Origin of the sequence: Altericroceibacterium spongiae, assembly GCF_003610805.1 — a bacterium.
Taxonomy (GTDB): Bacteria; Pseudomonadota; Alphaproteobacteria; order Sphingomonadales; family Sphingomonadaceae; genus Altericroceibacterium; species Altericroceibacterium spongiae.
Genome location: NZ_RAPF01000004.1, coordinates 164,120 through 186,871, shown reverse-complemented (window position 1 = coordinate 186,871; position 22,752 = coordinate 164,120). Strand labels below are relative to the sequence as shown.

Below are 22,752 nucleotides of genomic sequence, written 5' to 3'. Positions count from 1 at the left end.
TGCAGATGAGAGGCTCATGCTACAATGGTATCTTTGATTCCACCTTTCGGGAACTGCTATGCGCTACCTGCTTGCTTCCGCCATACTATCATTGACATTCAGTACCTGCGCTATTGCGCAATCAGGTCCGATAGCGGAAGCAACAGCGTCGGCATCCTCCGAAAACCAGTTTCAACCAGCCACTCTCGCTTCGCTGGTCGATGAAGTCGATATTCCCTATGAAACCTTCACGCTCGAAAACGGTTTAACCACAATCGTTCATACCGACCGCAAGACTCCGGTTGTTGGTGTGACGGTTTATTACAGGGTGGGCTCCAAGAGCGAACCAAGGGGCAAGACCGGCTTCGCGCATCTTTTCGAACATCTGATGTTCGGGGGCAGCGCCAATGTGCCTAATTTCGATATTCCGCTAGAAGCGGCCGGCTCCACCAGCACTAACGGTTCCACCTGGTATGACCGGACCAATTATGTCGAAACGGTGCCGACCGGTGCGCTCGATCTGGCGCTTTTCATGGAAAGCGACCGTATGGGTCATTTGCTGCCTGCAGTGACGCAGGACAAGCTCGATAAACAACGCGGTGTCGTTCAGAACGAAAAGCGGCAGGGGGATAATCAGCCCTATGGTCTGGCCGATTATGCGATTGGCGAAGGATTGCTCCCGGTGGGGCATCCCTATCGCCATTCCACCATTGGCTCGATGGCCGATCTCGATGCGGCGAGCCTTGCCGATGTACGCAAATGGTTCATCGACAATTACGGGCCGAATAATGTGGTGATCGCACTCGCCGGCGATATTGATGCGGCAACGGCGAAAAAGAAGATCGAACACTGGTTCGGCGATATTCCGCGCGGCCCCGATATCGCTAAGGTTTCCGCAGAACCGGTAACTCTGGCCGCACCGGTCAGCCGGGAAATGACCGATCAGGTTCCGGTCACGCGGATTTACCGGGCCTGGAGCGGACCGGCCCTTACCAGCCCGGACTCGGTACCGCTGGCTATCGGGATGCATGTTCTGGGCGGGCTGGCCAGTTCCCGGCTCGACAATGTGCTGGTGCGTGATGAACAACTTGCGGTGAGTGTTGCTGCTTATGCTCAGCAGCATGAGCAGCTTTCTTTCCTTGAAATTCAAATGGATGTGAAGCCCGGTATTGATCGGGCTGTGGCCGAGAAACGGCTGGACGAAGTGGTCCGGCAATTCGTGAAGCAAGGGCCGACACAGGACGAGCTGAACCGTGCGGCGACCGAAATGGTTTCTCAGCAGATCGGTGCACTGGAAGTAGTGGGCGGCTTCTCCGGCAAGGGCGCGACCCTTGCTGAGGGGCTGCTTTATGCTGATAATCCAGCGCTTTACAAGGATCAGCTCGATCAAATGGCAAGCCTCACCCCGGCGCAGGTTACCGCGGTCATGCAGCGCTGGCTGTCGCGGCCGGTTTACCGTCTGGCAGTGATTCCAGGCGAACGAAGCGAAAGCGGCGCCGCGATGGGCGGTTGGGGTGACGAAGATACTGCACAGCAAATATCGCCGCAGACACGGGGCGCTGACAGCGACACAACAGGGCCAGAGGCCGCGAAACTGGCAGCAGAAACCGAAGCCCAGGCGGCAGAACCGCGCACCGCGCCGGAACTGAGCCAGACACGCGATCTCACCTTCCCGGATATTCAGCACGCCACCTTGTCCAACGGTATGGCAATATCGCTCGCCCATCGTGACGCTATTCCCAAAGTCCTGATCGCGATGGAATTCGATGCCGGCTATGCGGCGGACGGTTCCGCCGGGGCTGGCAAGCAATCGCTGATGATGGATATGCTCGAAGAAGGCACCACCCATCGCGATGCCATCGCTATTGCCGAAGAGCAGGAGCGGCTCGGCGCGACGATCTCGACCGGAACCTCGCTCGATACCTCGTCGGTCATGCTCTCGGCACTGACCGCCAATCTTGCCCCCTCACTCGATCTGATGGCGGATGTCATCCGCAACCCGGCCTTTACGCAGGAAGATGTCGCACGGGTGAAAGGGCAGCGTCTGGCCGATATCGCGCAGGCCGAAGCATCGCCTTTCGGTATTGCCCGAAGGGCTATCGAGCCGATCCTTTACGGGCCGCAGCATCCCTATGGCTCGGTCGGGGCGCTCGGCACGACAGCGGTCGTCGAACCGCTCACCCCTGCCGATCTGCGCAGCGAACACAGCCGCTGGCTACGCCCCGACCTCGCCCGCATCACCGTGGTGGGCGATATCACGATGGAGCAGCTCATTCCGCAGCTCGAACGGGTTTTCGGAGACTGGCAGGCCCCGGCCGCACCCGCGCCAGGCAAGGACCTCACCACGCCCACCCCCAAAGGATCGGCGCGGATCGTCGTGATCGACCGCCCCAATTCGCCGCAAAGCGCCCTGATGTTCGGCAAGGTCCTGCCGCTTACCGGGCAGGATGCAGGGCAGGAACCGCTCGATCTTGCCAATGAGGTGATCGGCAACGGTTTCCTCTCGCGCCTCAATACGGATCTGCGCGAGGATAAGGGCTGGACCTATGGCATTCGCACCAGCCTGTCCGATGTCAAAGGGCCGCGCAGCTTCGAGGTGATGACACCCGTTCAGGCAGACCGCACGGCGGATTCCATAAAGCTGATCCTCGCTGATATGAAAGCCTTTCCCACCGCCAGGCCGGTCGACGATGTGGAATTGCAGCGCGTAACGCAGGGCAATATTCGCGGCCTGCCCAACCGGTTCCAGACCAATGCGCAGGTGCTGTCGGGAATTATCGCCAATCAGCATCTGGGCCGCCCGGACGATTATTACGCCGATCTGGCCGATATTTATCGCGCGATTGACGGCAAGGATATCGACGAGGCCGCCGCTTCCTATCTCCAGCCCGACAATATGGTGATCGTGGTCGTCGGAGACCGGAAAGTGGTGGAACCCCAGCTGGCAGATATCGGCCTGCCGGTCGAATATATCGACAGCGCCGGAGAATGACGGAAACGCAAGGGGACAGCGCCGGCTGGCCCCTTGCACCGCCGCAGGCTCAGTGCCCGTGCGTGAATGTCTGGCGCTGTTGCTCCTTGCTGGCATCGGATTGCTCACCGCTTTCCGATTTGGCGGTGGACCCGTTGCCCACATCGTCCCGCGGCTTGCCGTCTTCGGTCTTTTGCGCCGAGGCTCTTGCGCCTGAAAGAACCGGTTCGCATTGCGCTGCCTTGGCATCGCCCGGATCGATAAAAGCGAGCAGGCCTGCTACCGGTGTAGCTGCCACGGCGAGCCCGAGACCCGCCCCGGCCCGGCCGACCAGATCGCCGCTGATCGGATTGATCCCCGGCGCGCCGAAATAACCGTTTACGCCCACCGGAGACTGTCCGGAAAACAGGCTGAAGGTCTTGGCATCGGCGCGCACCGCCATGTCGAGCGCTTCGCTTTTAAAGCTGAAGCCGCCCCGGCCGAGAATGACATTTTTCTTGGTGTCGATCAGAATGGGATCGGCGGCGGCCACACCATCCCGCACGGTAAAGGCGATCAGGCCGCAATTAATCTGCACCGGTTTTTTGAGCTTATCTTCGAACATCTTCTGCACGAAGGTTCCGATATCGAGTTCGACAAGCTGGATATTGCGCGTCCAGAACGTTCCGGCAGGCATGATGAAAGCCATCCGCCCGTTGGAATGGGCCAGACTCTGCCGCAAACTGTCACCCGTACCGGCAAGCTGGATACGGGCCGAAACCGTGCCGCTGGTGCCCGATCCATCCGCCCCGAATGTCGCCAGAAGCTTGCCCATATTGGTCGGCGAAAGGCGAATATCATATTGGGTTTTCACAAGAGGTGCGCGCGCATCCAGCGTGATATCCGACGTAAGAGTGCCGCCTGCGACCGTGGCTTTGAGCGGTGACAATGTCAGCAGTGAATGATCGAGACCCAGCGTCAGATCGATATTGCTGACCGGAAAACTTTCGGCTTTCAGTGTCTTGACCGTATAATGAACATCGGCATCGAACTGGCCGATCGCATCCATGCGCAGCGTGGCATCGGGCAGCACACGGGGATGGCCGTTGACCTGCCGGATCGCTCCCGATTTGCCCATCGCATCGAGCCGTTCGGGATCGTAACCGATAAAGGGGCCGACATCGATCACGTCGAGCGTGTCGGTGGCAAGATCGGCATCGAGTTTCAGCCGGTTATCGGGCATGGCAATGGTCATCGACCCGCCAATGTCGCTATCGCCGAAAATTCCGTCGAGGCCGGTAAACTGCCATTCGCTGCCCGTATAAGTGAGCGCGCTTTTCAGGCGATAGGCACGCGTATTGGGCACCGCAATGCCGAGAAAATCGAACAGATTGGCGACATTATAGCCGCGCACGGCAAAATTGAGATCCGCCCCTACAATCTGCGTAGCACCGGGCAATGTACCCGAGACATCCAGCTTCGTGCGCGCTGCTTCGGCATGAATTGTAAGCTTGTTCCGCCCGCCGGCCAGCGTCTGATTGGGGCTCAGCAAACTGCCCGAAAGCGTAAAGGGTTGCTTGCGCATAGTGCCTTCGCCTGTGAAGCGAATATTGCTGTCGAATGCCGTATCTTCCGCTTTCACCGTATCGACACCGATATCGGCATTGAGCTGAAGCCCCGGATCGCGATAGAAAATCGTGGTGCCGGTGATGGCGGCCCGCTCGATAGCAGGGAGCTGGAAGGGTTCCGCGGCGGCATCGGGATCGCCGAAAGTCCAGCTATTGCGCGCCCTTTCTTTATCCCATTCCAGATCCACCGTCCCTTTATCGAGCACCAGTGAGCGGATATTGCGCTGCCCGATCAGCAGCGGCAGCGTGCTGATCCGCATATCGATTAGCCGGGCAGCGAAAAAATCATCCTTCCCCGCCCATTCGGGGTTGGTGACACGCATATTCTCGGCCAGAAATTTCACATTGAACGGCGCGAAATAGAGGTTGAAATCGCCCTTCACCGTCACATCGCGTTCCATGATGGAAGATGCGATGCTTTCGAAAGGATGCTTCAGAAAGCGGCCTTTGGTGATGAACAGAACCAGCCAGATGGTGAACAGCACCAGCACGAAAATCGCCACGGCCCGCGCGGCAATACGCATCGGCCGGGGACGCTGCTGAAGCCAGCCCGGCGACCAGGCCCTGCCGGCATAATTGCGCATATGCGCTAGGGAACGTGTCATATCCATAAGAGGAAAAACCTCTTTGGATTGAGAGGGTTCCGGCACAATAATTATATTGCTAGCGGAATAGTCCGCTTTCAGACCATGCAGCCTTCAGGGCCGGTACTGCCCTCGCAAGGCCTGATAAGCGACCGCCGTGGCCGTATTCGCCAGATTGAGCGAGCGGATTTTATCCGAGCGCATCGGCAGATGGAACAGCCTGTCCCGATGCGCTTCGATAATCGCTTCGGGCAGGCCTTTGGTCTCGCGCCCGAAGACGAGACAGGCATCCTCGGGATAATCCGCTTCGTAGAAGCTGCGTTGCCCGAATTCCTCGAACAGAAAGAGCTGATCCGCACGCGGGGCACGTTCGGCCATAAAGGCCTCCCAGCTCGCAAATTCAGCGAGCCGGACATGCTGCCAGTAATCGAGCCCGGCGCGCTTCAATTGCTTGTCCGACAGGACGAAACCATAGGGCCGGATCAGCACCAGCTCCATGTCGAGCGCCACACAGGTCCGCCCGATAGCCCCCGTATTATGGGGAATTTCGGGCTGGACCAGCACGATAGACATGCCGCTCTTGCCGGAGGGCGCGCGCATCCCGGAGATGTCAGCCGAGCTTCTGTTTGAGAATCTCGTTGACCACCTGCGGGTTGGCCTTGCCCTGCGTCGCCTTCATGGTCTGCCCCACGAAGAAGCCGAAAAGCTTGTCCTTACCGCCGCGATATTGCTCGACCTTGTCCTGATTGGCAGCGAGCACTTCGTCGATCTTGGCTTCGATGGCACCGGTATCGGACACCTGTTTCAGCCCTTCGGCATCGGCAACTTCTTCCGGATCGCGGCCGGTCTTCAGCACGATCTCATAGATCTCCTTGGCCTGACCGCCCGAAATTTCGCCCGCATCCTGCATTTTCAGGATCTTGGCCTGCGCTTCGGCCGTCGAATGGGCAGGATCGGCCTCTTCACCCAGCGATTTCAGCACGCCCGGCGCGACGGAAAGCGACCAGTTGGCGACCTGCGTCGCCAGTTTCGCCTCATCCTTGCCAAGAGCTTTCGCAGTTTCGGCCAGCAGCGTTTCGAAGCGCGCGAAGGTTTCGACCTCTGCGGTCAGTTCGCGGGCATTATAGGCCGTCAGCCCCAGTGTTTCGACATAACGCGCGCGCTTGGCATCGGGCAGTTCGGGCAGGCTTGCCTTGCATTCCTGCAAAAACGCATCGTCCAGTTCGACCGGCAGCAGATCGGGATCGGGGAAGTAGCGATAATCATGCGCATCTTCCTTGCTGCGCATAGACCGCGTGGTGCCGCTGGTGGGGTCGAACAGGCGGGTTTCCTGTACCACCGTACCGCCATCCTCGATCAGTTCGACCTGACGGCGGGCCTCCACTTCGACCACCTGCATCACGAAGCGGACCGAGTTCACATTCTTGGTTTCGGTACGGGTGCCGAAAGGCTCACCCGGACGGCGGACGGAAACGTTCACATCGGCCCGCATAGAGCCCTGATCCATATTGCCATCGCACGATCCGACATAGCGCAGGATCGAACGCAATTTGGCAAGATAGGCCCCGGCTTCAGCGGGCGAAGTCATATCGGGGCGGCTGACGATTTCCATCAGCGCCACGCCGCAGCGATTGAGATCGACATAGGACATGGTCGGATGCTGATCGTGCATCAGCTTGCCCGCATCCTGTTCCACATGGATACGCTCGATCCCGATCACCTTATCTTCGGGAAGACCGGCCTTCTCATCCGCTTCGATCAGCAATTCGCCCTCGCCCACGATCGGGTGATAGAGCTGGCTGATCTGATAGCCCTGCGGCAAATCGGCATAGAAATAATTCTTGCGGTCGAAACGCGAATATTTGTTGATCTGCGCGTTGATCGCCATGCCGGTGCGCACAGCCTGACGGATGCATTCCTGATTGGGAACGGGCAACATGCCGGGCATGGCCGCATCGATCAGCGAAACCTGCGTGTTCGGCTCCGCCCCGAAACTGGTGGAAGAGGACGAAAACAGCTTCGCCTCCGACGTGACCTGCGCATGAACTTCAAGGCCGATCACGACCTCCCACTCACCCGTTGCGCCCTGAATACGATAGTTGCTCATCTTACCACCACTTCTGCGGCTTGGCTGTAAAGCCAGCGCGTTCTTCAAGGGCGAGGCCGGCGTTGAGTACGCCCTGCTCGTCGAAAGGCTTGCCGATAATCTGCAGGCCGAGCGGCAGGCCCTCTGCATTGAGGCCCGAGGGTACGGACATGGCCGGAAGACCTGCCAGCGAAGCAGGCACGGAGAACACATCGCCCATATACATTTCCAGCGGGTCGCCGGTCTTTTCACCCAGCGCGAAGGCGGCTGTGGGGGCTGTCGGCGCGAGGATCACGTCGCATTGTTCGAACGCATTCGTGAAGTCGCGCTGGATCAGCGTGCGGACTTTCTGCGCCTGATTGTAATAGGCGTCGTAGAAACCGGCAGACAGCACATAAGTGCCGATCAGAATACGGCGCTTGACCTCATCGCCGAAACCGGCGGCGCGGGTGGCGGCGTACATGTCCTGAAGATTGGCGCCTTCGGGCAGATCGCGCAGCCCGTAACGCACACCATCATAGCGCGCGAGGTTGGAGGAGGCTTCGGCAGGCGCGATAATGTAATAGGAGGCCAGCGCATATTTCGTATGCGGCAGGCTGATCTCCACCACTTCGGCACCGGCATCTTTCAGCCATTGCACGCCATCGTCCCATGCCTTCGCGACATCGGCGGAGAGCCCGTCCATCCGATACTCTTTCGGGATGCCGACTTTCTTGCCCTTGAGATCGGCGCTGAGCGCTGCTTCCCAGTTCGGCACAGGCATATCGAGGCTGGTCGAATCCTTGGGATCGAACCCGGCCATGGCTTCGAGCATGATCGCGCAATCGGTCACATCCTTCGCCATCGGCCCCGCCTGATCGAGCGAGGATGCGAAGGCGACAATGCCCCAGCGCGAACAGCGGCCATAGGTCGGCTTGATACCGGTAATGCCGGTAAAGGCCGCGGGCTGGCGGATCGAACCGCCCGTATCGGTGCCGGTGGCAGCAGGCGCAAGGCGCGCCGCAACGGCCGCGCTGGACCCGCCCGAAGATCCGCCCGGCGCCAGCTTCGCATCGGAGCCCTGTTTGCGCCAGGGGCTGACCACTTCACCGAAATAAGAGCTTTCATTGGAAGAGCCCATGGCGAACTGGTCAAGATTGACCTTGCCGAGCATTCCCGCACCCGCTTCCCACAATTTGCGGCTGACGGTGCTTTCATATTGCGGCGTAAAGCCTTCGAGAATGTGGCTCGCAGCGGAGGTTTGCACGCCTTCGGTGGCGAACAGATCCTTAATGCCCAGCGGCACGCCGGCCATCGAGCCCAGCGCCTTGCCGGCCGCGCGATCAGCATCCACTGCGTCAGCGGATGCGAGCGCCTTTTCGGGCGTGGCGGTGATAAAGGCATTCAGCTTTTCCGCTCCGGCGACGCTGGCATTGAAAGCCTCTGCCACTTCGCGGGCGGTAAAGTCACCGGCTTTCACGCCTTCGCGGATCGCCTTGATGCCCAGTTCTGTAAGGTCGGTCACACTTCGTGTCCTGATATGAGTGTCGTGATGTCCGCCCAGGCGGGAATTCGGAATGAAACCCTGCGCGCCCTGCCTCCGTTTCCCGCCTTTACGGGCATAGCGGCGGAGTCGGCGCAGGCCATCGTCATTCGATAACTTTCGGCACACCGAAAAAGCCGTGTTCGGCCGCGGGTGCATTGGCCAGCACCTTGTCGCGAATATCGCCGCCGGTCAGCGGATCGGCATTCACCTTGTCTTCGCGCAGACGCTGGTGATTGGGGATCACCGATGTCATCGGCTCGACGCCTTCGACATTCACTTCGCTCAGCTGCTCGACGAAATTGAGGATATTATTGAACTCGGGCACCAGCGTGTCGAGATCCTCTTCGCTCATATTGATCCGGGCCAGCGATGCGATCCTGGCCACGGTCGCTCTATCGACGGACATAGCGTCTGCGCCTCTTTTTCAGAAAAAACCTGTGATGGATGCGGGGTACCAGCCACAGGGGTGCGCTTCAAGCGGCACCCCTGCCGGCAACCCGTCTTACTGACCCGGTGCCGGAGCGCCCGGTGCCCCCGGCGCGCCGCCCTGCATACCCTGCAATTGCTGCATCATCTGTTGCTGCTGCATCATTTGCTGAATCTGCGCCTGGCTCATGAAATCGAGCAGCGTCACTTCAAAAGTAAGGTCGCTATTGGCCGGGATCGGGCCACGGTCCTTATCGCCATAACCCTGATCGGCGGGAATATGGACGCGATATTTGCCACCCTTCTGCATTGCCTGCAAAGCGGTGGAGAAACCGGGTACCACGCCGTTTACGGCAAGCGGTGCGCGTTCATTCTCATCGAAGACGGTTCCATCGTCCAGCGTACCGCGATAATTGACCAGCGCCATATCGGTCTTGCCCGGCGAAACGCCAGTGCCCTCTTCCAGAACCTGCAGCGTCACGCCATTACCCAGCTTCTCGACATGAGGAGCGGCGGCATAGGCAATGGCCGCAGCGGCCAGCAAAACGACAGCAACACCGATCCAGAGCTTCGTAAGCGAGCCCTTCCTGATCGGCTGCAGCGGAACACGGGTGATTTCAGTCATAACACTATCCTGAAAAGCAAAAGGCGCGGGATTTCTCCCGCGCCCCTTTGGCCTAACCCGGCTACGGGTTCAAGCGAGTCTTGTGAATTGGACGCCTTACTTGGCACCGTCACGTTCGGCGCGCTTACGTTCCAGCTTGCGTGCACGACGCACGGCAGCAGCCTTTTCGCGAGCGCGCTTTTCGCTCGGCTTTTCGTAATGACGACGCAGCTTCATTTCGCGATACACGCCTTCCCGCTGCAACTTCTTCTTCAGCGCACGAAGAGCCTGTTCCACATTGTTATCGCGAACCATGATCTGCATAAACTAAATCACCTCTGGAAATCCGATCAAAGAAACCTGCCACGCCGGCCGGCTTTACCTTGTAAGAATCAAACGAAAAAAGCGCCGACTCCAATCAGGGATCGGCTCTAACCGGCGCGCCTCTAAGCCAAATCGATCCGATTGGCAAGCAGTTTGGCGCAAAGGCTGTTTGCCGCGCACCGGCGGTTACGTATCGAATAATATGGGGGTATTGCCGGAAATTACAAGTTTTTCCCGGCCACCGGGTGACAGGACAATGTTTCCACAGCGGACGAATCCCTCTAAGGGGCACAGCCATGGCAACTCCTTCTCCTCTTCCCGCTTCGCTGCTGGTCGCCTGCGGCGGCGGTATCGGCGCAGTCATGCGCTATCAGCTCGGCCGCTTCATGACCCATCTCATGGGCGTGCAGGCCGTCACCACATTCCCCTGGGCGACGCTCGCGGCGAATATTCTGGGCAGCATGGCGATGGGCCTTCTGGCCGGTTTCCTCGCCCGGCACGGGCATGGCGGGCACGAATCGACCCGACTCTTTATCGGAGTCGGCCTGCTGGGCGGCTTCACCACCTTTTCTTCCTTCAGCCTCGAAATGATGCTGCTGGTCGAACGCGGGCAAAGCGCCATGGCGATCACCTATGCCGGTATTTCGCTGCTGGCCGGTCTCGCCGCGCTCTATATCGGCCTTATCGTGATGCGGGTGGCAGGATGAGCGATCAGGTTCGCCAGTTCACCATCGCGCGCGACGATGACGGTATCCGTCTCGACCGCTGGTTCAAGCGCCATTTACCGCAAATCGGTTTCGGCACCGTGTCCAAATGGGCACGCACCGGCCAGATTCGCGTGGACGGCAAGCGAGTCAAACCCGATGACCGGCTGTCCAGCGGGCAGCTTCTGCGCGTGCCGCCGGGCGGCGACTCGACCCCGAAGCCGCGTGCCATGCGCGAGCTGACGCAGGAGGAGCGCAATCAGGCGGAAGATATGCTCATTCGCCAGACACGGTCGGCCATCGTCATCAACAAGCCGCCGGGCCTTGCCACACAGGGCGGCACCAAAACGACGCATCATGTCGATGGCCTGCTCGATGCCTATGCCGGAGAAGATGAACCGCGCCCGCGCCTCGTCCACAGGCTGGACAAGGATACGTCGGGCGTATTGCTGGTTGCCCGCACACCGGGCAGCGCCGCGTTCTTTTCCAAGCGCTTTTCCGGACGCTCGGCCAAGAAGATCTACTGGGCGCTGGTGGTGGGTGTGCCCGATCTGTCGGAAGGCACGATCGATGCCCCTCTGGCCAAGCAGCCGGGTTCGGGCGGCGAGAAGATGCATGTCGATATGGAAGGCGGCCAGCCGGCCAAAACGCTCTATCGCGTGGTCGAGCGCGCGGGCAACACCGCAGCCTGGGTCGAGCTGCAACCGCTGACCGGGCGCACGCATCAGCTGCGCGTTCATCTCGCTGCGATCGGCCATCCGATTGTCGGCGATGGCAAATATGGCGGGCAGGAAGCATTTCTCACCGGCTCGATCAGCCGCAAGATGCATCTTCATGCGCGCCGCCTGATTATCGATTCGCCCGATGGCAGCACACTCGACGTGACGGCCAATCTGCCTGAGCATTTCGCGGCATCGATGGAACAGCTCGGTTTCGATCCCACGCTCAGCATGGCCGAACCCGAACAGGGGCCGCCTCCACCGAGCAGGGAAGACAAGAAACAGGCCGCGCGCCAGCATGCCAAGCAATATCGCAAAGAACGGCGCGGGGAACGGCGCAAACGCGCCACCGGCCCCGGCAGCGATCGCCCGGTGAAGAAATCGGGGCCCAAAAAGGGCAAAGGCAGCCCGGTGCCCAAATCGCAGCTCAACCGCAAGAAGCCGGTCCGCGGAAGCGGCCCGAAGAAAGGCAAAGGCTAGATCATGAGCATTCGGCTCGCGGTGTTCGATTGCGACGGGACTCTGGTGGACGGACAGGCGGCTGTCTGCACGGCGATGGAACGCGCCTTTGCCGATAATGCCCTGCCCGCGCCCGACCGCCACGATATTCGCCGGATCGTCGGCCTCAGCCTGCCGCAGGCGATCCGGCTGCTGGCTCCCTTTGCCGAAAGCGACACGCAGGCCAATATCGTCGAAGCCTATAAGTCCGCCTTCCGGCAGGCGCGGCTCGACGGATCGCTGCGCGAACCGCTTTTCGACGGGATCGGTGAATTGCTGCGCGATCTGCACAGGACCGGCTGGACGCTGGCCGTGGCGACCGGCAAGTCGGATCGCGGCCTCAAAAGCTGCCTCGCCAGCCATGGGTTGAGCGACCTGTTTACAAGTCTGCAAACCGCCGACCGGCACCCGTCGAAACCCAGCCCGGAAATGCTCGAAGCCGCCATGGCGGATGGATTTGCCGATGCGTCCCAGACGGTGATGATCGGTGACACAGTTTTCGATATGGAAATGGCCCGCGCAATCAATGTCCGCGCGATCGGCGTTTCCTGGGGCTATCACGAGGCCAACGAATTGCTGCATGCGGGAGCCGAAGCCGTGGCCCGCAATGCCGCCGAACTGGGAGAATTGATCCGTGGCTGATCCTGCCAAGGGCCGTTTTTTCATCATCGCACTGGTGCGCCTTGCCGGAATCGGCATGATTCTGCTGGCGCTGATGATCTATTACAAGGAAATCGCGGCGCCCGAAATCGTCGCCGGGGTGCTCGCCATTCTCGGCCTGCTGACCATGTTCGGCGGCACGCGCTATCTGGCGCGTAAATGGCGCAGCGGAGGCAGTTGCTGCGAATGAAGCGGTTCTATAGCGATGTGAACGTTACACCGGCGCCGGGTGGCTTTCAGGTGACGCTGGACGGGCGCGGAATCAAAACCGCCAAAGGCGCAGCGCAGATCGCCCCCTCCCGTCCGCTGGCCGACGCCATGGCAAAGGAATGGGCACAGCAAGGTGAGGAGATCGAGCCGGGCCGCTTCATTCTGCGCGACCTTGCCGATTATGCAGTGGATATTGTCGCGCCGGAGCGTGCGGCAACACAGGCCGGAATCCTCGCTTTCGGGGAAAGCGATACGCTGTGCTATCGCGCCGATCCCGGGGATGCTCTGTTCGAGCGGCAAAGCGAGCTGTGGGAACCGTTGCTGAGCGAAACCGAGCAGCGCCATGACATCCGTTTCGAACGAATCAGCGGGATTATCCATCGCCCGCAGCCTGCCGACACGCTGGCAGCATTGCAGCGCCATCTGGGCGCGCAGGACGATTTCACCCTCGCGGCCCTGCAGACCTGCACATCGCTTGCCGCCTCGCTCATTATCGGCCTTGCCGCCATCGCACCGGATGCCGATGCGGAGGGCCTGTTTACCCTCTCCAATCTCGAAGAGGACTGGCAAGCCGAATTATGGGGCTGGGATTCCGAGGCCGAGAAAGCCCGTGCCACAAGGCGCGACGCTTTCTGCCATGCGGTGCATTTTGCAAAGCTTGCCCGCCAGACCGGTTAAACCCGCCGGTCAGCGCCGGCGGTCTCTGATCGTAAAGCTCGCAATCCACAATATCAGCGCCACACCGCCCGCTGCACCTCCGAGCGAAAAGAGCTTTTGCCCGTCCTCCGGCGTCAGCTTATCTCCCACCCCGACCAGCGTCGGTGCGGTAAAAGCAGCAATCGCCACAATCAGCCCGATCGTACCGAAATAACGCAGCAAAAACCGCTTCTTCTCCGCTTCTGTTCGATTACGTCTGCGCATGCTTCCGTCTGTCACGATCCCCGGGAGCAGCACAAGACAAAGCCTGCCGAGACGAATGATAGTTCCGGCAGGCTGCCTCTGGCATAAGCCGCTATTACGATATGCGGGCGGGCCTATCGCATGGCCTGTCGAATAGAATGACCGTTCAGCCGACCCATTCCGCAACTTGCCCGGCTATATCGTTCGCCGCATCATTAAGCGCAGGACCGACCTGATCCGCTTTGGCCGAAAGGCCCGGCTGCACACTTTCGAAACGGCGGGTCAGAAGCTGGCCGTCGGGCAGTTGCAGCGTGGCATCGAAGCGCATGATGACGCTCTGCGTCGGCACATCGAAGCCCATTTGCGTAATCCGGCCCGACAGGCGCGTAGCTGCCATGGTCTGTAATTCGGCATCGTCCACCACCAGCCGGGTGCCGGAGGAGCGGATTCGTTCGCTCAGCAAACGGGCGAACAGTTCGGCCGGTTTATCGACCCAGAACGCATCCTTGAGGTAAGCGAGGCTGGAATCGTCCACCTGCACCGGCACGCGATTGACATCGAGAGCCTGCGTGGCGGTGATCCCCATGATCGCAAGCGCAGCTTCGCGCGTGCCTTCCGCAGCGGCACCCGCCGGTGCCGGGCTGCTCGGCGTGAGAGTCAGCAGCCGGTCGGGCGGATCTTCCCCGAAACTGATACAACCTGCCAGCGCCAGCGCAGCCGAGGCCATCGCCGCGCCGCGCAGAGCGCCTCCGATGCGTTTCCTCCCGATCATGCCCCGTATCCTTCTCATTTCTCGTAATCCGGCAATTTGGTGCCGCCGAGCAGCGAACCCGCGCCCTGATGGTTAATCTTGTCGGTCACCTTACGCAGCGCTTCGCTGGTTTCGCGAAGATCGCGCAAGGTCGCCTCGGCAGCCGGCAGCGTATCGTTGTTGAACTGCTTTGCTGCCGGTGTGGTTTCGTTCAGCGTCTTTTGAAGAGCTTCCGATGTCTCGCGGGCGGAAACCAGCGTCTTGCGCAATTCATCCGCCAGAGATGGCCCTTCCTTGTCGAGCATATCGCCAGCATCGTTGAGCGTGCTTTCGAAAGCCGCCAGCGTCCTGGTCGCCTGATCGAGCGTCGTCTGCAATTCGCCCAGTGTCCGGTTCACTTCAGGGGCCGTATTGGCCAGTCCTTCAGTGATCCGCGCCGTATTGGCGAGGATTTTCTGGATCGATTCCTGATTGTCATCGGACAGAGTGCGCGTCAGCCTTTCGGTAAGCGTCGCCAGTCTTTCGAGCAGCAGTGGCGCACTGGCGAGAATTTCGCCCAGTCCGCCCGGCTTGGTCGGGATCACCGGCACCCCTTCCGGCCCCGGTTCGATAATCGGCGGAGCGCCCTTTACCGCACCATCGAGCAGAATGGTCGAAACGCCGGTAAAGCTGGCCTGGATGCTGGCCGTGGTACCCTGAACCACCGGAATTTCCTTGCGCACGCTAATCCGCACGCGGACATATTCCGGATCGGTTTCCCACAGATCGATTTCCTCGACCTCACCTGCCGGAACGCCGGAAAAGGACACGTCCGAGCCCTTCGCAAGGCCACCGACCGATTGCGAGAAGAAAATATCGTATTCCTTGCGATCCTGTGTGCCGAGCTGCGCCAGCCACACGATGAACAGCGCCAGAGCGGTCAGCAGCAGCAGCGTGACAGCGCCGACCCATATATGGTTTGCCCGCGTTTCCATCAGCTTGCCCTATGCCTTTCCGCCATCATCTTTGTCCATGGCCTCCCGGCCCGCATTCTGCGCCAGATCATTATCGCGTCCCCTGTTGCCCTGCACAGTATCGGAAGCATTGCCTGACGCATCGCTTTCGGCCCGGCGGGCATCCTTCTCTATACCACGTTTATGGCTGGCAGCCGCAGCCCGGCTGCGCGGGCCATTAAAATATTCCTGAATCCACGGATGCTCGCTTTCGAGCAATTCGGGGATCGTGCCGACCGCAATCACGCGTTTATCGGCCAGCACCGCCACCCGGTCGCAAATCGCATACAGCGTATCGAGATCATGCGTAATCAGAAAGACTGTAAGCCCCAGAGTGTCGGTCAGTTCCCGGGTGAGCTGATCGAAATTGGCCGCGCCCACCGGATCGAGTCCTGCCGTCGGCTCGTCGAGGAACAACAGCGCCGGGTCGAGCGACAATGCGCGCGCGAGACCGGCGCGTTTGCGCATCCCGCCCGATAATTCGGAAGGATATTTGCTCGCCGCATCGGCCGGAAGTCCCGAGAGGACGACCTTGTAGCGGGCGATTTCCTGTCGCATTTCGGGCGATAATTCGGGGTAAAACTGTTTGAGCGGAACCTCGACATTCTCCTCCACAGTGAGCGTGGAGAACAAAGCGCCGCCCTGAAACAGAACCCCCCAGTGCGAGCGCACGCCGATCTGTTCGTCGGGCGCGGCTTTGGTAATGTCCTGCCCGAACACTTCGACAGTCCCTTCATCGGGAATCTGCAAGCCGATGATAGAGCGCATCAGCACCGATTTGCCGGTGCCGGAGCCGCCGACCACACCGAGAATCTCTCCGCGCCTGACCTTGAGCGAGAGATCCTCATGGACGACCTGCGACCCGAAACTGTTGCGCAATCCCTCGATCACAATGGGGCAATCGCCTTCATACTCGTTGACGAGTTCGGGAAGCGCTTCTTTTTCGACTTCGTGCTTAATGGCGTTTTCGTCACTCATCCCCAGCCCACCTCGCTGAAGAAGACGGCAAAGAAAGCATCGAGCACAATGACCATGAAAATCGCCATCACCACAGCCTGCGTGGTGCGGGCGCCCACTTCCTCTGCATTGCCTTTGACCTGAAGCCCCTGATAGCACCCGGCCAGCGCCACGATCAGGCCGAAAACCGGCGCTTTGGCCAGGCCGACCCAGAGATCGTGGATCGGCACCACATCCTGAATACGCGACAGGAAGGTGAGAAAGGGAATGTCGAGCGTTATGTCGGCAATCACCGCCCCGCCGATAATCGCGATAATCGACGAGTAGAAACCGAGCAGCGGCATCATGAACACGGCCGCCAGAATGCGCGGCAGGATCAGCGCTTCCATGGGCGAAACCCCGATAGTGCGCATCGCGTCCACTTCTTCAGTCAGCTTCATGGTGCCCAGTTGCGCGGCGAAAGCCGATCCGGAACGGCCCGCTACCATGATTGCGGTCATCAGCACGCCCAGTTCGCGCAGAGTGAGCCGCCCGGTGAGATTGATAGTATAGATTTCCGCCCCGAACTGACGAAGCTGCGCTGCGCCCTGCTGTGCGATCACGACGCCGATGAGAAAGCTCATCAGCCCGATAATGCCGAGCGAGGAAACCCCTACCAGTTCAATCTGACGGACCAGCGCTTTCAGCCTGAGGCGTGAAGGATGGCGGATCGTGTTCCCGATCGTAATCATCACCGCACCGAGAAAGCCGATCACGCCAACCGCGCCATGTCCCATATCGACGACCTTGTCGCCCACGGTTTCGGGCACGCGGATCAGAGTCTTGTCACGCGGCGCGGTGATCGGCTCATCGCTGTCGCATTCTTTCACTGCAGCAATCAGCCTTTCGGCCTGTTCGCTCGCATTGATAATCTGGGCGTCCTTTTCGCGCGCGAAACGAACCACCAGCCATGCCCCGACCGTATCGATCGTTTCGACATCGGTGAGATCGATCTGCTGCACCGAATCCGCATAGTCACGTAGCTGACGGTCGAGCATCGCCACGCTCGACACGAGGAGCGGCCCCTGCAACGCGATCGTCTCGCGCCCGCCGCCTTCTTTCACTGTATATTCAGCCCATTCACGCATTGTGCATCGCTATGTGAGGAAAATGTGGCTTCGACAAGGCAAACAAGTTGCCCTTGGCTTTGGGCGCTGGCAAAGGCCAGCCTGTCATGACAAGCCAGCTCGATACAACATTCGATCCCGCCGCCATCGAAAAGCGGTGGTATGCCCATTGGGAAGAAAACGGTCTGTTTCGTCCGGAACGCCCGGATGCAGAACCTTTCACGATTGTGAACCCTCCCCCCAATGTGACCGGCTCGCTTCATATCGGCCATGCGCTTGATAACACACTACAAGACATTGTGATCCGGTATCAGCGCTTAAAAGGTAAAGATGCCCTCTGGGTGGTCGGCACCGATCATGCCGGTATCGCCACGCAGATGGTGGTGGAGCGCAATCTCGAATCGCAGGGTATCAAGCGCGCCGAGATCGGCCGCGAGGCATTTCTTCAGCATGTCTGGGAATGGAAAGAGCAGTCCGGCGGCACGATCACCCGCCAGATGCGCCGCCTCGGCTGTTCGATGGACTGGAGCCGTGAACAGTTCACCATGGACGAGCATTTTTCCAAAGCCGTCCTCAAGGTTTTTGTCGACCTTTATAATAAGGGCCTGATTTACCGCGATAAGCGTCTGGTCAACTGGGACCCGAAACTGAAGACTGCGATTTCCGATCTCGAAGTCGAGACAAAGGATGTGAAAAGCGGCTTCTGGCATTTCAAATATACGCTGGCTGACGGTGTGACCTTGCCCGATGGCCGCGATTATATCGAAGTCGCCACCACGCGCCCTGAAACCATGCTGGCAGATATGGCCGTGGCCGTGCATCCCGATGATGCGCGCTATACCCCGGTTATCGGGAAGGACATCCTTCAGCCGATCACCGGTCGCCGTTTCAAGATCGTGGCGGACGAACATGCCGACCCGGAACTGGGCTCGGGCGCGGTGAAGATTACGCCGGGGCATGATTTTAACGATTTCGAGGTGGGCAAGCGAGCCGGGATCAAGCCCGCCAATATGCTCAACATGCTCGATCAGGATGCTGCGGTGATACAGACCGCTGACGGTCTGGTGCCGGAAGAGTTTATCGGGCTCGACCGTTTCGATGCGCGCAAGCTGGTGGTCGAACGGATGAAGGAACTGGGCTTCCTCATTCCCCACATCACCAAAAACAAGGATGGCGAGGAAGAACTGCTGGACGCCGAACCGCGCACCGTCGCCACACCTTTCGGCGATCGCGGCGGCGTGGTGATCGAGCCATGGCTGACCGATCAGTGGTATGTCGATGCCGAAACGCTCGCCCAGCCGCCGATGGAAGCGGTGCGCAAGGGCGATATCGAAATCATCCCGAAGACATGGGAAAAGACCTTCTTCAACTGGATGGAGAATATCCAGCCCTGGTGTGTCTCACGCCAGCTCTGGTGGGGGCATCAGATCCCGGCATGGTATGATGCCGATGGCAAGGTCTATGTTGCCGAAAGCGAGGACGAGGCACAGGCGCAGGCCGGTGACGGAGCCACCCTTACGCGCGATCCCGACGTGCTCGATACATGGTTCTCCTCCGCTCTGTGGCCCTTCGGCACGCTGGGCTGGCCGGACGATACCGAATTGCTGCGCAAACATTATCCCAATGATCTGCTGATCTCCGGCTTCGACATCCTGTTCTTCTGGGATGCCCGCATGGCGATGCAGGGCATTGAATTCATGGGTGAAGTGCCGTGGAAGCGGCTTTATCTCCATGGGCTGGTGCGCGCGGCGGACGGGCAGAAAATGTCTAAATCGAAGGGCAATGTGGTCGATCCGCTGACCCTGATCGACAAATATGGCGCCGATGCGCTGCGCTTCTTCATGGCCTCGATGGAAAGTCAGGGCCGCGATGTGAAGATGGATGAAAAGCGTGTCGAAGGTTATCGCAACTTCGCCACCAAACTGTGGAATGCCGCGCGTTTTTGCCAGACCAACGGCATCGTCGCGAGCGATAGCGTGGCCGCGCCGGAAGCCAAACTGGCGGCCAATCAGTGGATCATCGGCGAAGTGACCAAAACCGCCGAAGCGCTCGACAAAGCGATGGGCGATTTGCGTTTCGATGCGGCTGCCAGTGCGATTTATCAGTTCACCTGGGCGACCTTCTGCGACTGGTATCTCGAACTCATCAAGCCGGTTTTCCAGGGCGATCCCGATGCCATGCCGGCAAAGGAAACCCGCGCAGTGGCCGGCTGGGCACTCGATCAGATTCTGGTGATGCTGCATCCCTTCATGCCCTTCGTCACCGAAGAATTGTGGCATGCGCAGGGTAAACGCCCCTATGAACTGATTCTCGCCCAATGGCCGCAACCCGAAGCCCGCATCGATGCTTCGGCCACCGATGCGATAGACTGGGTGATCCAGCTCACCACCGCCATTCGTGCGGCGAAAAACGAACTGGGCATTGCCCCCGGCGCCAAGCTGGCCGCTTATTGCCCCGCCCCGTCCGATCTCGCCAGACGGGTGGTGGAGCGCAGCGCAGCAGCCATCGAACGGCTTGCCCGGCTCACTCCGGTCGCCTTTAACGAAGCCCCGGCAGGCGCCGCCATGCAGGTGATGGCGGGTGAGGATGTGTTCATCATCCCACTCGAAGGCGTGATCGATGTGGAAGCTGAAAAGGCTCGCCTCGCCAAAGCCAAAACCGCTGCGGAAAAAGAGCGGGACAGCCTCGCGAAGCGGCTCGACAATCCCAAATTCGTCGAGAAAGCCAAGCCCGAAGCGGTCGAAAAGGCCCGCGCTGACCATGCCCATCACGCTGCCGAAGTGACCCGGCTCGACGCGGCGCTGGCGCGTCTGGGGTGATGGGTTCGCCCCGGCCCTCCCCTTTCGTCATTCCTGTGCGAGCGGGAAACCGAAGCGGATGGCGCTGGTCTTCGCCGGCGTCCCCCCCGCGCAGGCATGGCGATAGGAGCGGCATAAGGAGCGCGAAAACGGGGCAGTCATGCCGCTGACTCTGGCCACGACCACACCGGGCGAGCCGGAAATCTTCGCTTCGCTGCAGGGCGAAGGGCCGAGCATGGGCAAGCCATGCACCTTTATCCGCCTGTCGCGCTGCAATCTCGCCTGCGAATGGTGCGACACGGCCTATACCTGGCATTTCGAGGGCGATAATCGCCCGCATCGCCGCGATCCCACCTATCCGCGCGCCGCCAATCAACTGACGCTGAGCGAGGAAGATGCCGCCCGGCAAATCGCGGCATTCGGGCAGGACCGGCTGATTATCACCGGCGGCGAACCGCTGCTGCAAGGCGCCGCACTCGCCCGGATGCTGGGGCATCTGCCCGGTATGATCGTGGAGATCGAAACCAACGGTTCGGTGGCACCGCATCCCGCGCTCGACCCGCTGGTGAGCCAGTATAATGTCAGCCCCAAACTCGCCCATTCGGGCAATCCGGCCGATCTGGCGCTCAATCCCGAAAGGCTCGCCCACTGGACGCAGGAACCGCGCGCGACATTCAAATTCGTGATCGCCGAGCCTGCCGATGTGGACGAAGTCCTCGCGCTGCAAAAAGCCCATACCATTCCATCCGCCAAAATCATGCTGATGGCCGAAGGGACCGAAGCCGACGTGCTGGAACAGCGCGAAAGCTGGCTGGCGGAAATCTGCATTGCCCAGAAATTGACTCTGTCCAAAAGGTTGCACATTCGGCTTTTCGGAGACACTAGAGGGACATGAGCGAAAACGCCTCTTCCAAACCCATGCGCGGCGATCTGACGCAAGGTCCGATTTTCCGAACGTTGATTCTGTTCAGCCTGCCCACTCTGCTCAGCAATTCGCTGCAATCGCTGAACGGGACGGTCAATTCCATCTGGGTCGGACGGCTGATCGGCGAAAACGCCCTCGCCGCCACGGCCAATGCCAATATCATCATGTTTCTGGTGATGTCCGCCGCTTTCGGTTTCGGAATGGCGGGCACGGTCAAAATCGGTCAGCGCTACGGCGCACGCGATATTGACGGAGCAAGGCGCACTTTTGGAACCGCCGTAGGCTTCTGCTTCCTGATCGCTCTGGCCGTGGCCATGATCGGCTGGTTCGGTGCGCCGTGGCTGCTCGATGCGCTGGGCACACCGGGCGGCGCATGGCAACTGGCGCTCGATTATCTGCGCATGGTCTTCATCGCCATACCCTTCGTCATCATCTCGGTCATTCTCACCATGGGCCTGCGCGGCGCGGGCGATGCGCGCACACCGCTTATTTTCATGGGGCTGACCGTACTGCTCGATGTGGTGGTGAACCCGCTGCTCATCACCGGCTGGGGGCCGCTTCCCGAACTTGGCATTACCGGTTCGGGCCTGTCCATGCTGATCGCCAATCTGATCTCCTTCGCGGCGATGATCGCCTATGTCTATGCGAAGGATCTGCCGCTCCGGCTGCGCGGCGCGGAACTGGCCTATCTCAAGCCCAGCCGGGACGAACTGGGCTTCATCATCGCCAAGGGTCTGCCGATGGGCGCGCAGATGCTGCTCATGTCGGCCGCCGGAATCATCGTGGTCGGTCTGGTCAATCGCGAAGGCCTGCTGATGACCGCCGCCTATGGCGCCGCCATGCAGCTTTTCACCTATATCCAGATGCCCGCCATGGCCATTGGCGGCGCGGTCAGTGCAATGGCCGCGCAATATATCGGCGCACGTCAGTGGCACCGGCTCGATGCGCTGACCCGCAGCGGGATCATCATCAATTTCGCCATGACGGGTTTTCTGACCGTCGCGCTGCTGCTGTTCGACAAGACGGCGCTGTCGCTCTTTCTGGGTTCGGACAGTGCCGCCGTGCCGATCGGGCAGCATATCCAGCTTCTGGCGAGCTGGAACTTCATCCTGTTCGGCGTGACCATGGTCTATACCGCCACGATGCGTGCGGGCGGTGTGGTGATCGTGCCGCTGATTATTCTCGGCATCGCGCTCTATCCGGTGCGGCTCGGCTTCTACTACCTGACATATGACTGGCTGGGTTCGGATGCGATCTGGCTGTCATTCCCGGTCAGCGCTCTGGCGGCTTTCCTGATGGCATGGTGGTATTATCGCCGTCCCGGCTGGCGCAAACGGGCGATTGCCGAAAGCGAAGCCGAAGCGCGCGAGCAGGCCAATACGGACGGCGACCCGGCAGGCCGTTTCGCTCCCAATGTGTGAGAGGA

The 22,752-nt window shown here is 60.1% G+C and carries 21 protein-coding genes; 9 read left to right on the top strand and 12 right to left on the bottom strand.

The window, feature by feature from the left end; all coding sequences use genetic code 11:
• The first annotated feature begins 58 nt into the window (after positions 1 to 58).
• Entirely contained in the window at positions 59 to 2,971 is a 2,913-nt protein-coding gene (locus tag D6851_RS09245) for a M16 family metallopeptidase (protein WP_120324609.1), read from the top strand.
• Between the two features lie 49 nt (positions 2,972 to 3,020).
• Here D6851_RS09245 and D6851_RS09240 read toward each other — a convergent pair whose 3' ends face one another.
• The 7 genes from D6851_RS09240 to rpsU form a co-directional block, all read right to left on the bottom strand.
• Positions 3,021 to 5,162: an AsmA family protein gene (locus tag D6851_RS09240; protein WP_238474016.1), complete on the bottom strand. Its 2,142-nt coding sequence runs from the start codon at positions 5,160 to 5,162 to the stop codon at positions 3,021 to 3,023.
• Between the two features lie 93 nt (positions 5,163 to 5,255).
• A complete protein-coding gene (locus D6851_RS09235; protein WP_120324607.1) occupies positions 5,256 to 5,714 on the bottom strand; it encodes a tRNA (cytidine(34)-2'-O)-methyltransferase in 459 nt (152 codons plus the stop codon).
• A gap of 37 nt (positions 5,715 to 5,751) precedes the next feature.
• Positions 5,752 to 7,248 (bottom strand): Asp-tRNA(Asn)/Glu-tRNA(Gln) amidotransferase subunit GatB, encoded by a 1,497-nt coding sequence (gene gatB / locus D6851_RS09230; protein WP_120324606.1) that lies wholly within the window; start codon positions 7,246 to 7,248, stop codon positions 5,752 to 5,754.
• Position 7,249: 1 nt separating this feature from the next.
• Entirely contained in the window at positions 7,250 to 8,731 is a 1,482-nt protein-coding gene (gatA, locus tag D6851_RS09225) for an Asp-tRNA(Asn)/Glu-tRNA(Gln) amidotransferase subunit GatA (protein WP_120324605.1), read from the bottom strand.
• A 124-nt stretch (positions 8,732 to 8,855) separates the two neighbouring features.
• Positions 8,856 to 9,158 (bottom strand): Asp-tRNA(Asn)/Glu-tRNA(Gln) amidotransferase subunit GatC, encoded by a 303-nt coding sequence (gene gatC / locus D6851_RS09220; RefSeq protein WP_120324604.1) that lies wholly within the window; start codon positions 9,156 to 9,158, stop codon positions 8,856 to 8,858.
• A gap of 96 nt (positions 9,159 to 9,254) precedes the next feature.
• Positions 9,255 to 9,803 carry an FKBP-type peptidyl-prolyl cis-trans isomerase gene (locus D6851_RS09215; RefSeq protein ID WP_120324603.1) on the bottom strand — a complete coding sequence of 183 codons (549 nt, stop codon included), beginning with the start codon at positions 9,801 to 9,803 and terminating at the stop codon, positions 9,255 to 9,257.
• 96 nt (positions 9,804 to 9,899) lie between these two features.
• Complete coding sequence (gene rpsU, locus D6851_RS09210; protein WP_120324602.1) at positions 9,900 to 10,106, bottom strand: 30S ribosomal protein S21; 207 nt, start codon at positions 10,104 to 10,106, stop codon at positions 9,900 to 9,902.
• 296 nt (positions 10,107 to 10,402) lie between these two features.
• Between rpsU and crcB the strand changes: the two genes are divergently transcribed.
• Genes crcB through D6851_RS09185 form a run of 5 tightly spaced genes read left to right on the top strand, consistent with a single transcriptional unit; the run spans position 10,403 to position 13,575 of the window.
• Positions 10,403 to 10,813 carry a fluoride efflux transporter CrcB gene (gene crcB / locus D6851_RS09205; RefSeq protein ID WP_120324601.1) on the top strand — a complete coding sequence of 137 codons (411 nt, stop codon included), beginning with the start codon at positions 10,403 to 10,405 and terminating at the stop codon, positions 10,811 to 10,813.
• Positions 10,810 to 12,009: an RluA family pseudouridine synthase gene (locus D6851_RS09200; RefSeq protein ID WP_120324600.1), complete on the top strand. Its 1,200-nt coding sequence runs from the start codon at positions 10,810 to 10,812 to the stop codon at positions 12,007 to 12,009. Before crcB ends, D6851_RS09200 begins: the two co-directional genes overlap by 4 nt.
• 3 nt (positions 12,010 to 12,012) lie before the next feature.
• The gene (locus D6851_RS09195; protein WP_120324599.1) at positions 12,013 to 12,669 is read left to right on the top strand and encodes an HAD-IA family hydrolase; all 657 of its coding nucleotides are present in this window, start codon (positions 12,013 to 12,015) and stop codon (positions 12,667 to 12,669) included.
• Complete coding sequence (locus D6851_RS09190; RefSeq protein WP_120324598.1) at positions 12,662 to 12,877, top strand: hypothetical protein; 216 nt, start codon at positions 12,662 to 12,664, stop codon at positions 12,875 to 12,877. Before D6851_RS09195 ends, D6851_RS09190 begins: the two co-directional genes overlap by 8 nt.
• On the top strand, positions 12,874 to 13,575 hold the full coding sequence (locus D6851_RS09185; RefSeq protein ID WP_120324597.1) for an ATP12 family chaperone protein: 702 nt from the start codon (positions 12,874 to 12,876) through the stop codon (positions 13,573 to 13,575). Before D6851_RS09190 ends, D6851_RS09185 begins: the two co-directional genes overlap by 4 nt.
• Before the next feature lie 9 nt (positions 13,576 to 13,584).
• Here D6851_RS09185 and D6851_RS09180 read toward each other — a convergent pair whose 3' ends face one another.
• The 5 genes from D6851_RS09180 to D6851_RS09160 form a co-directional block, all read right to left on the bottom strand.
• Positions 13,585 to 13,818: a hypothetical protein gene (locus D6851_RS09180; protein WP_147395456.1), complete on the bottom strand. Its 234-nt coding sequence runs from the start codon at positions 13,816 to 13,818 to the stop codon at positions 13,585 to 13,587.
• 145 nt (positions 13,819 to 13,963) lie between these two features.
• A complete protein-coding gene (locus D6851_RS09175) occupies positions 13,964 to 14,569 on the bottom strand; it encodes an ABC-type transport auxiliary lipoprotein family protein (protein ID WP_120324595.1) in 606 nt (201 codons plus the stop codon).
• Positions 14,570 to 14,583: 14 nt separating this feature from the next.
• On the bottom strand, positions 14,584 to 15,522 hold the full coding sequence (locus D6851_RS09170; protein ID WP_120324594.1) for an MlaD family protein: 939 nt from the start codon (positions 15,520 to 15,522) through the stop codon (positions 14,584 to 14,586).
• Positions 15,523 to 15,531: 9 nt separating this feature from the next.
• Positions 15,532 to 16,518 carry an ABC transporter ATP-binding protein gene (locus D6851_RS09165; protein WP_120324593.1) on the bottom strand — a complete coding sequence of 329 codons (987 nt, stop codon included), beginning with the start codon at positions 16,516 to 16,518 and terminating at the stop codon, positions 15,532 to 15,534.
• Complete coding sequence (locus D6851_RS09160; RefSeq protein ID WP_120324592.1) at positions 16,515 to 17,624, bottom strand: ABC transporter permease; 1,110 nt, start codon at positions 17,622 to 17,624, stop codon at positions 16,515 to 16,517. The genes D6851_RS09165 and D6851_RS09160 overlap by 4 nt, the downstream gene beginning before the upstream one ends.
• 86 nt (positions 17,625 to 17,710) lie before the next feature.
• Here D6851_RS09160 and D6851_RS09155 point away from each other — a divergent pair, with 86 nt between their 5' ends.
• From D6851_RS09155 to D6851_RS09145, 3 genes are all read left to right on the top strand, one after another.
• A complete protein-coding gene (locus D6851_RS09155; protein ID WP_120324770.1) occupies positions 17,711 to 20,422 on the top strand; it encodes a valine--tRNA ligase in 2,712 nt (903 codons plus the stop codon).
• Between the two features lie 139 nt (positions 20,423 to 20,561).
• The gene (locus tag D6851_RS09150; RefSeq protein WP_120324591.1) at positions 20,562 to 21,296 is read left to right on the top strand and encodes a 7-carboxy-7-deazaguanine synthase QueE; all 735 of its coding nucleotides are present in this window, start codon (positions 20,562 to 20,564) and stop codon (positions 21,294 to 21,296) included.
• The gene (locus D6851_RS09145; RefSeq protein WP_120324590.1) at positions 21,293 to 22,747 is read left to right on the top strand and encodes an MATE family efflux transporter; all 1,455 of its coding nucleotides are present in this window, start codon (positions 21,293 to 21,295) and stop codon (positions 22,745 to 22,747) included. Before D6851_RS09150 ends, D6851_RS09145 begins: the two co-directional genes overlap by 4 nt.
• Positions 22,748 to 22,752 lie beyond the last annotated feature (5 nt).